Origin of the sequence: Mesorhizobium sp. M7A.F.Ca.CA.002.09.1.1 (genome assembly GCF_003998555.1) — a bacterium.
In the GTDB taxonomy this organism is placed as follows: domain Bacteria; phylum Pseudomonadota; class Alphaproteobacteria; order Rhizobiales; family Rhizobiaceae; genus Mesorhizobium; species Mesorhizobium ciceri.
The window spans coordinates 1-9,490 of the sequence record NZ_RZRR01000107.1 but is presented as its reverse complement, the minus strand read 5'-3'; the positions used below and the strand labels follow the sequence as shown (position 1 = coordinate 9,490).

Sequence of the window (9,490 nt, the reverse complement as noted above, 5' to 3'; positions counted from 1 at the left end):
GTATGGGGTCATGGCGCGGTTCATCAAGCTTTCGGGGGCCGACAACATTCTTCTGGCGGTCGATCCGTTGAAGATCGGCGAAAAAGCCGGTGACGTGGCTGCCAGGGCACGCATACCGCGCGGGCACAAAATGGCCTTGCGCGACATCGGCTCGGACCAGCCGATCGTGAAATACGGCCAGACCATCGGTTTTGCGCGGGAACCAATCGTCGCCGGCGACTGGGTTCACGAGCACAATGTGTATCTGCGAAATTTCGAACGCGACTACGTCTTCGGCACGAATACCAGGCAAACCGAGATCGTTGCCGAGGCCGAGCGCGCTACTTTCATGGGTTACCGCCGGCCGAGCGGCAAGGTGGGCACGCGCAACTTCATTGCCGTCCTGACCTCGGTGAACTGCTCTGCCAGCGTCGCCCGGTTCATCACCGACGAGGTCAACCGGTCTGGCATCCTGCGCGACTATCCCAATGTCGACGGTATCATCGCACTCGTCCACGGCACTGGCTGCGGCATCGACACCAAGGGTCCCGCTTACGACCTGTTGAAAAGGACGCAATGGGGCTTTGCCACGAACCCCAATATCGGCGGCGTGCTGATGGTCGGACTCGGCTGCGAAGCGTTCCAGATCCCACGCTGGATGCAGTCGTACAACATCAAGGAGAGCACGATTTTCCGCACGATGACCATCCAGGAAACCGGCGGTACGCGAAAGACGGTCGAGGCTGGCGTGAAGGCGATCGTCGACATGCTGCCTACGGTGAACGCCGCCGAAAGGACGCCGCAACCAGCCTCCGAACTGGTGCTTGCGCTGCAATGCGGCGGATCGGACGGTTACTCCGGCATCAGCGCCAATCCGGCACTAGGTGCTGCGGTGGACCTGCTTGTCGGGCAAGGCGGTACGGCGGTGCTCTCGGAGACGCCCGAGATCTATGGCGCCGAACATCTCCTCGCCTTGCGCGCCGAGAGCCGCGCGGTGGGCGAAAAGCTGATCGAACGCATCCGCTGGTGGGAGGATTATACCGCCAGGCACGACATGGAGATGAACAACAACCCTTCGCCCGGCAACAAGCTGGGTGGGTTGACGACCATCCTGGAGAAATCGCTCGGCGCTTCCGCCAAGGGCGGCACCACCAATCTGCGGGCGGTGCTGGAATATGCCGAGCCGATCAACGAGCGCGGCCTCGTCTTCATGGATACGCCCGGCTACGACCCGGTCTCGGCCACCGGGCAGGTCGCCGGCGGCGCCAACATATTGTGCTTCACCACCGGCCGCGGTTCGGCCTTCGGCTGCAAGCCGACGCCCTCGATCAAGCTTGCCTCCAACAGCTTCATCTTCGAGCAGATGCGCGAGGACATGGATATCAATTGCGGAGACATACTGGACGGCGTCTCGCTGGCCGAGAAGGGCGAGGAGATCTTTGCCGAGATCCTGCGCGTCGCTTCCGGCGGGCGCACCAGGTCGGAAGCGCTCGGCTATGGCGACAACGAGTTCGTGCCATGGAGCCTTGGCGCGACCATGTAGCGATCGCCGGCCTGCACAGGCCGGCCTTTATCCCGGAAGTAGCTCAAACGGAAAGAACCGCTCGACATGAACAGGATCGATCTTGACGGCCAGCACGCTGTGGTCACCGGTGGCGCCCAAGGCCTCGGCTTCGCGATGGCCAGGCGTTTCGTCGCTTCCGGCGCGACGGTCAGCTTGTGGGATCTCGATGAGGCCCGCCTCGAAACCGCCAAGAAGGAACTCGGCAACGCTGCCACGACAGAGATCGTGGACGTCGCCGATTGGACGTCGGTGGACGCGGCGCGCGCCAGGACCGAAGATCTGGCCGGCAAGATTTCCATTCTGGTCAATTCCGCCGGAATTGCCGGCCCTGCCGCCCCGCTCGACGTCTACGACATCGAGACGTGGAAGAAGGTCATCGACGTCAACGTAAACGGTACGTTCTACGTCAATCGCGCCGTGGTTCCCGGAATGAAGGAGCGCAATTACGGACGGATCGTCAACATCGCTTCGGTCGCCGGCAAGGAGGGCAACCCCAACGCCTCCGCCTATTCAGCCTCGAAGGCGGCGGTCATCGGCTTGACCAAGTCGCTCGGCAAGGAACTGGCGCAGTACGACATCGCCGTGAACTGCATCTCGCCGGCCACGGCACAGACGCGCATCCTCGAACAGCTGACGCCGGAGCACATCGAATATATGCGCTCGCGCATTCCGCGCGGCCGCCTGCTGGAGGTCGACGAAGCCGCGGCGATGGTCGCCTGGCTCGTCTCCAAGGAGAACAGTTTCACGACCGCCTCCACGTTCGACCTGTCGGGTGGGCGGACGACCTATTGAAGGGCAGTTGCCGTTCAGCCAGGCAACCGACCGAGGCCAGCCGCAAAGCGCGCCACCATCGCCACGCCGGTCTCGTTGGGCCGCATCGCCGGAGCCCGGTCGTGTATCGGGATGCCTGCGCGGGCGCCGAACAGCCGCTTGCCGTAGCAGATCAGGTTCTCGATGCCCTGCATGACGAAGACCGCTGCCGGCAGCATTCTTGCGTACTCGGCCTCGGCCGTCGCTTCGTCACCGATCCGAAACGCATTGTAGGCGCGCACGGCGAGGTCGATGCCATCAGGCGCCAGGATCATGCCGCGGCAACCGATGCGGAAATTGTCGATCAGTTCAAGGCCGCCGCGTCCGTTGAAAACGGGTATCCGGCCTTCGGTGCGTTCGATCAATCCGGCAATGTCGGTGACAGGGCCTTCGCCCTTGATCAGCCTTATGTTGGGATGAAGCGTGACAAGTTCGCGGATCTCGTCCGATGACAGGCCGCGCCCGAAAAACGCCGGCGCGTTCTGGATCGCCACCGGCAGGTCGGTTGCCTCGGCGACGCGGCCGAAGAACCTGGTGTATTCCAGCGCACCATAGGATCCGACCGGCGGCGGCTGCAGGATCACCCAATCCGCTCCCACGCTTTCAGCATGGCGAAGCTGTGCCACCTGCTCAGCCACCGAAGCGCCGAAGATGGTGAAGGCAAGCGGCACTTTTCCAGCCGTATCTTCCGCCGTCCAGTCCATGATCGTCCGGCGCTCGGCCTCGGTCAGCTTGGCGACTTCCGTCGCCAGGCCGAGCGCCGCCATGCCGTGCACGCCCGTCGCCAGGCAGATCTCGACCTGCCGACGCATCGCCGCGCGGTCCAGTTGTTCGTTCGCGTCAAAGAGCGCGTAGAGAATGGCGTGAATGGCGTGGAAATCGTCAGGCCGGAAATTGGGCATGCTGGTCGGCCTCAATGGCTTTCGCGTGGAATGGCGTGGCCACGGCATCCGACGAGAAAGTCGAGATCGGCGCCGCGGTCCGCCTGCAGGACACGGTCGACATAGAGGCCCTGATAGCCGCCGCGCATCGCCGGGACGGGCGGTAGCCAGGATTCACGACGCCGCGCCAGCTCCTGTGCCGACACGTCGAGATGCAGCTTCCTTGCTTCGACGTCGAGCTCGATGAAGTCGCCGCTCCTGACCAGCGCCAGCGGGCCGCCGATGGCGGCTTCGGGTGCGGCATGCAGCACGACGGTGCCGAAGGCGGTGCCGGACATGCGGGCATCGGAGATGCGGATCATGTCGCGGACACCCTGCTTCAGCAGCTTCCGGGGCAGCGCCATGTTGCCGACCTCGGCCATCCCCGGATAGCCCTTGGGGCCGCAATTCTTCAGCACCATGATCGACGCTTCGTCGACGTCGAGCGCGGGATCGTCGACGCGCGCCTTGTAGTCGTCGATGTCCTCGAAGACGACGGCGCGGCCGCGATGCTTCATCAGGGCCGGTGACGCGGCTGACGGCTTGATGATGGCGCCGTCGGGCGCCAGATTGCCACGCAGCACCGCGATACCGCCATTGGGAGTAAGCGCCTTGTCGCGCGGGCGGATCACCTCGGGATTGTAGTTTTTAGCGTCACGGATGTTGTCGCGCACGGTCTTGCCGGTGACGGTCAGCACGTCGAGATCGAGCAGATCGCCGATCTCCTTCATGACCGCCGGAATGCCGCCTGCGTAGCAGAAGTCCTCCATCAGGAAGCGGCCTGACGGCATCAGGTCGAGGATGGTCGGTACATCGCGGCCATATCGATCCCAATCGTCCAGTGTCAGTTCGGTGCCGACGCGGCCGGCAATCGCCAGCAGATGCACGACCGCATTGGTCGAGCCGCCGATGGCACCATTGACACGGATGGCGTTGGCGAAAGCTTCTTTCTTGAGGATGGCGGACGGGCGGAGATTCTCATTGACCATCTCGACGATGCGCCGCCCCGTCATGCGGGCGATGCGGCTGCGGCGCGCGTCGACCGCCGGATAGGCAGCGTTGCCCGGCAGCGCCAGGCCGAGCGCTTCGACCATCGAGGCCATGGTCGAGGCCGTGCCCATGGTCATGCAATGACCCGGCGAGCGTGACATGGCACTCTCGGCATTAGCGAAATCCTGCTCGCTCATCACGCCGGCGCGGACATCCTCGGAGAATTTCCAGACATCGGTGCCGGAACCTATCTCGCGGCCCTGGAAACGGCCATTGAGCATCGGCCCGCCGGAAATGACGATCGACGGCAGGTCGCAGGAGGCCGCGCCCATGACCAGCGACGGGGTGGTCTTGTCGCAGCCTGCCATCAGCACGACACCGTCCATCGGATTGCCGCGGATCGCTTCCTCGACATCCATCGAGGCGAGATTGCGGAACAGCATCGCCGTCGGGCGCAGATTGGATTCGCCGCAGGAGAAGACCGGGAATTCCAGCGGCAGGCCGCCGGCTTCCAGCACGCCCGCCTTGATGTGCTCGATCAGGCCACGGAAATGCACGTGGCAAGGCGTGAATTCGGAGAAGGTGTTGCAGATGCCGATCACCGGGCGGCCGTCGAAGGCATCGTCGGGCAGGCCGTTGTTCTTCATCCAGCTGCGGTGAATGAAGGCGTCCTTGCCCTGCCCGCCGAACCAGTGCTGCGATCGTCTCTTGGTCATGGTTTTCCCGGAATTCAGGCTGGATGCTGGAGCTGGCTCAGCCCACCATCTACGACGAGCGTGGCCGCATTCATGAACGGGCACTCGTCGGAAATCATGAACACCGCAGCCAGCGCAATCTCGCGCGCCGTGGCGATGCGGCCGCCAGGATGTAGCGCCATGGTGTTGGCGCGTGCTGTGGCCGGATCGGCAAAGCTGTTCCAGTAGTCAATCGCCTTCTGGGTTTCGACATAGCCGGGCGCCAGCGCGTTCACGCGCACCCCTTGCGCCGCATATTCGAGCGCCAGCGATTTGGTCAGGCCGAGCAGCGCGTGCTTGGCGACCGGATAGGGAAAGGTGTGTGGGATGATGGTGAAGCTGTGCGTCGAGGCGATGTTGAGGATGGCGCCGCCGCCGCTCGCGATCATGCCCGGCAACACCGCCTTGCTGCAATTCCAAGCGCCCTTGACGTTGACGTCGAAGTTGCGGTTCCATTCCTCCTCGGTCGCCTCGAGCGGCGTCGAGAACACATTGATCCCGGCATTGTTGATCAGCGCGTTTATGGGGCCGATCTCGGCGGCCGCTTGGCTGACGGCAGCGGCAATTGCGGCACCGTCGCTGATGTCGGCTGCCGCATGCCCGACATGGCCGCGCGGCACGGCGAGGCCCGCGACGGTCTTGTCCAGCAGTGCGCCGTCGCGGTCGACCAGGAACAGTCTTGCGCCTTCGGCAAGGCAGGCCTCGGCGATCGCCAGCCCGATGCCTTGCGCGGCGCCGGTCAGGAAGATGCGTTTGCCGGAAAGGCGCTCAGCCATGGTTGTCGCTCCAGTCGAAGACGGTCATTGCGAATCTTGCTCTGAGAACCTCGCCGGGGGAAAGTACCTTGATCCCCATTGGGTCGGCATCGAAATGCTTCAACGCATTTGGGGTATGGCTCATCGGCTCCAGGCAGAAGAAGCTTCGGTCCGTGTCCGGCGCAAAGAGCATGTAGCGGTCGAGCTCCGCGTCCGCCTCGATGTCGATCCCCAGACAGTGCTCCGGCCAGATGATGCGCGCGATGCCGCTCCACCCTTCGAAGCCATTGTTCAGCCAACGGTCGGGCAAATGGCGCGGCGTTGAGAAATCGACATCGGCGGCAATGGCGCTCCTGGACGCTGGAAGGTGCCCGTCGCGCTCTGTCCACCAGGTTTCGGCCGGCGCAAACAAGGTCGTCCGCGGCGTGCGCGGAAAGAATGGATGGAAACCGAGGCCGAATGGCAGTGGAATGACGCCGGTATTTTCGACGGCAAGCCGGAGTTCCAGCCGCGCGCCGGCGAGCCGGAACGACTGTCGCGCATGGTAGACATAGGGCGAGTCGACGCCGCGCGGATGATCGAAGGCCAAATGGAGGCGGTCGACGCGATGCTCCTCGACCTTCCAGTTCGCCTGCCAGCCGTCACCGTGAATATAGAAAGGATCAGTCGTGTTGGGCGCCAGCGTGAAGTTTTGACCGCCGCAGGAAAACGCATTGCCCTCGACGCGATTGCCGATCGGCACCATCGGAAAGCAAGCGCAGTGCACAACGTCGAACTCGGCCTCGCCTTGGTAGGGACGCAGGAATGGCACCCCGTCGGCCGTATGGCCGTTGACGATTGCGCTGCCAGAGGGGCTGATCTCGACGCACAGCCGATTGCTTTCCAGTAGTATTCCAGCCGACATGCCCTGCCCCGAGTCAACGCCGGCCCAAAGCCGACGAGCGCAGATTGTCGAGCAGCACGGCCAGCAGCAAAATAACGCCGCGCACGATGTACTGGTAAAAGGCCGGGATGTTGAGCAGGTTCATGGCGTTCTCGGCGATGCCCATGATCAGCACGCCGACGATGACGCCCGACATGGTGGCGCGGCCGCCGGCAAGCGAGACGCCGCCGAGCACGCAGGCCGAGATGACCGAGAGTTCCAGTCCGACCGCCGCGTTGGGCTGGCCCGAGGTGATGCGCGACGCCAGCAGGATGCCGGCGATGCCGCAGACGACGCCTTGCAGCGCAAAAATCCAGATGCGCGTCCGGTCGACATTGACGCCGGCAAGGCGCGAAGCCTCCGGATTGCCGCCGATGGCCAATGTGTTCTTGCCGAAGACGGTGCGGTTGAGGACGAAGCCGAAGATGAAAAACAGGATGGCGAGCACCCAGACCGGCGTCGGAATGCCGAGCAGTTTGGACAGCGCGAGCTGGTAGAAATCCGGGCTGTTGATGCCGACGGCGCGGCCGTCGGACGCAATCAGCGCAAACCCGCGCACGATCTGCATGGTGGCCAGCGTCGTGATCAGCGCGTTGATGCGGAATTTGGCGATGACGACGCCATTGATGAAGCCGACGAAGGCGCCGCTGGCAATTGCCGCCAAGAGGCCAAGCAGGATCGAGCCGGTGTAATTCGACGCCATCACAGCGACCATGCCGGCAAAGGCGACGATGGAGCCGACCGACAGGTCGAAGTCGCGTGCGGCAAGGCAGAACATCATGGTGCAGGCGACGATACCGACGGTGACCACCGACTGCAGCAGGCCGAGCATATTGCGGTCGGTGAGGAAATTCGGCACCAGAGCCGAGACCAGCGCGAAGGCGACGACAAAGATGACGACGAGGCCCTGTTCGCCGAGCAGGATTTTTTTCAACTGGTCGGTCATGCCAAAAGTCCTCAAGATGCGATCGCGTCGGGGGTTTTCTGATCGGGGAGAGCGGCGGCCAGGATCGCCCTTTCGGCGAACTGGTCGCGGGTGAGCTCGGCGCTGACGCGGCCGCCGCACATCACCAGAATGCGATCGCAGATGCCCATCACCTCCGGCAGTTCGGACGAGACGACAACGATCGCCATGCCGTCCTGCGCAAGCTGGTAGAGCAGTTCATAGATTTCCGATTTGGCACCGACGTCGATGCCGCGCGTCGGCTCGTCGACAATGAGAACCCGCACCCCTTGTTCGGACAGCCAGCGGCCAAGAATGACCTTCTGCTGGTTGCCGCCGGAGAGGTTGATGATGTCCTGCTTGCGCGACGGCGTGCGCACCTTGAGCTTCTTGATGAAGGTTTCGGCGGTGGCGATCTCGCTGGCGCGGTTCAACACGCCGAAGCGCGTGTGATGGCGCCGCGACGAGATGTTGATGTTCTCCTCGACCGAGCGGCCCTGGATGATGCCGTCATGCTTGCGATCCTCCGAACACAGCACGATGCCGGCCCGGATCGTACCACGCGGATCGGTGGCAGGGACCAGCTTGCCATCGACGGTGATGGTGCCGCCCGAGCGCGGATCGGCGCCATAGACCAGACGCATCAGTTCCGAGCGCCCGGCGCCGATCAGGCCGAAGAAGCCGACGATCTCGCCTGCCCTCGCCTCGAAACTGGCCGGCGTCTTCAGTTTGGGGCCGCTGAGAGCGTCGACCTTCAGGCGGACATCGCCCGTTTTTCGTGCGCGAAAACCCCAGATATCCGAAATCTCGCGGCCGACCATTTCGGCGACGACCTGGTCGCGGGTGACGCCTTTCAGCGACGCATGGTGCGCCGCCAGCTTGCCGTCGCGCAGCACGGTCAGGCTGTCGCAGAGCCGGAACACTTCGTCGAGCCTGTGCGAGACGTAGATGATGACCTTGCCCTCGCCGCGCAGGCGGTCGATCAGGGCAAACAGGATTTCGCTTTCGCGCGAGGACAGCGACGAGGTCGGTTCGTCCAGCGCGATAACGCGTGCGTCGAGCATGATCGCCTTGGCGATCTCGACCATCTGGCGTTCGCCGATGGACAGCGTCTTGACCTTGCGGCGCATGTCGATGTCGATGCCGGCCGATTTCAGCTTGGCGCCGACGTCGTCCAGCATCCGGCGGCCGGCGATGATGCCGGCGTTGGCAGGGAAACGACCGAGGCTGAGATTTTCGGCAACGGTGAGTTCAGGAACCAGCTGCAGTTCCTGATGAATGACGATGACGCCATTGTCGAAGGCATCCCGGGTCGACGTATAGGCCTGAACCCTGCCGTCGATGCGGATCTCGCCCTGATCGGCATGCTGGTCGCCGGACAGTATCTTGATCAGGGTGGATTTGCCGGCGCCGTTCTCGCCCATCAGCCCATGCACGGCGCCTTTGTCGACGCCGAACGAGACGTCCGACAGCGCTTTGACGCCCGGATAGGTCTTGGTGATGTGCGAGAAGTCGAGAAAGGACACGGGCAGCGATCCTCTTGTGGAATGGCAAACAGGCGGCGGGATGAGCCGCCGCCTGTTTGTACAGGGAGGATTATTCGATGCCGAGGCCCTGGCGGACCTTCTGGTAGTCGTCGCGCTTGGCGAGTGCACCGGAAGTCAGGATCAGCTTCTCCGGCTCCTTGTTGCTGGCAACCCAGTCATACATGTTGAGCGCCGTTTCGTAGCCATGACGCTTCGGCGAGATGATCACGGTGCCGACGAAGCCGGTGGCCGTCGGCTTCTTGAACTCGTTGATCGCCGAATCCGCGCCGCCAATGCCAACGCTGATCACGCTATCAGCGGGGATGCCGACGCTTTCGGAGGCTGTC

Annotated in this window: 8 protein-coding genes and 1 pseudogene; 2 read left to right on the top strand and 7 right to left on the bottom strand. The window is 63.5% G+C overall.

The window, feature by feature from the left end:
• Positions 1 to 10: 10 nt before the first annotated feature.
• Positions 11 to 1,522: an altronate dehydratase family protein gene (locus EN994_RS07390; protein WP_063169852.1), complete on the top strand. Its 1,512-nt coding sequence runs from the start codon at positions 11 to 13 to the stop codon at positions 1,520 to 1,522.
• 66 nt (positions 1,523 to 1,588) lie between these two features.
• A complete protein-coding gene (locus EN994_RS07385) occupies positions 1,589 to 2,335 on the top strand; it encodes an SDR family NAD(P)-dependent oxidoreductase (RefSeq protein ID WP_013528170.1) in 747 nt (248 codons plus the stop codon).
• A gap of 14 nt (positions 2,336 to 2,349) precedes the next feature.
• Here EN994_RS07385 and EN994_RS07380 read toward each other — a convergent pair whose 3' ends face one another.
• The 7 genes and pseudogenes from EN994_RS07380 to EN994_RS07350 form a co-directional block, all read right to left on the bottom strand.
• Positions 2,350 to 3,255 carry a dihydrodipicolinate synthase family protein gene (locus EN994_RS07380; protein ID WP_063169851.1) on the bottom strand — a complete coding sequence of 302 codons (906 nt, stop codon included), beginning with the start codon at positions 3,253 to 3,255 and terminating at the stop codon, positions 2,350 to 2,352.
• Between the two features lie 11 nt (positions 3,256 to 3,266).
• Positions 3,267 to 4,979, bottom strand: a complete 1,713-nt coding sequence (locus EN994_RS07375; protein ID WP_063169850.1) for an IlvD/Edd family dehydratase — start codon at positions 4,977 to 4,979, stop codon at positions 3,267 to 3,269.
• Positions 4,980 to 4,993: 14 nt separating this feature from the next.
• Complete coding sequence (locus EN994_RS07370) at positions 4,994 to 5,773, bottom strand: SDR family oxidoreductase (protein WP_063169849.1); 780 nt, start codon at positions 5,771 to 5,773, stop codon at positions 4,994 to 4,996.
• The gene (locus EN994_RS07365; RefSeq protein ID WP_063169848.1) at positions 5,766 to 6,656 is read right to left on the bottom strand and encodes an aldose 1-epimerase; all 891 of its coding nucleotides are present in this window, start codon (positions 6,654 to 6,656) and stop codon (positions 5,766 to 5,768) included. Before EN994_RS07365 ends, EN994_RS07370 begins: the two co-directional genes overlap by 8 nt.
• 13 nt (positions 6,657 to 6,669) lie before the next feature.
• On the bottom strand, positions 6,670 to 7,620 hold the full coding sequence (araH, locus tag EN994_RS07360) for an L-arabinose ABC transporter permease AraH (RefSeq protein ID WP_063169847.1): 951 nt from the start codon (positions 7,618 to 7,620) through the stop codon (positions 6,670 to 6,672).
• 11 nt (positions 7,621 to 7,631) lie between these two features.
• Positions 7,632 to 9,143 (bottom strand): L-arabinose ABC transporter ATP-binding protein AraG, encoded by a 1,512-nt coding sequence (araG, locus tag EN994_RS07355; RefSeq protein ID WP_027164219.1) that lies wholly within the window; start codon positions 9,141 to 9,143, stop codon positions 7,632 to 7,634.
• Positions 9,144 to 9,213: 70 nt separating this feature from the next.
• Positions 9,214 to 9,490, bottom strand: a pseudogene (locus tag EN994_RS07350) (arabinose ABC transporter substrate-binding protein); the annotation flags it as partial.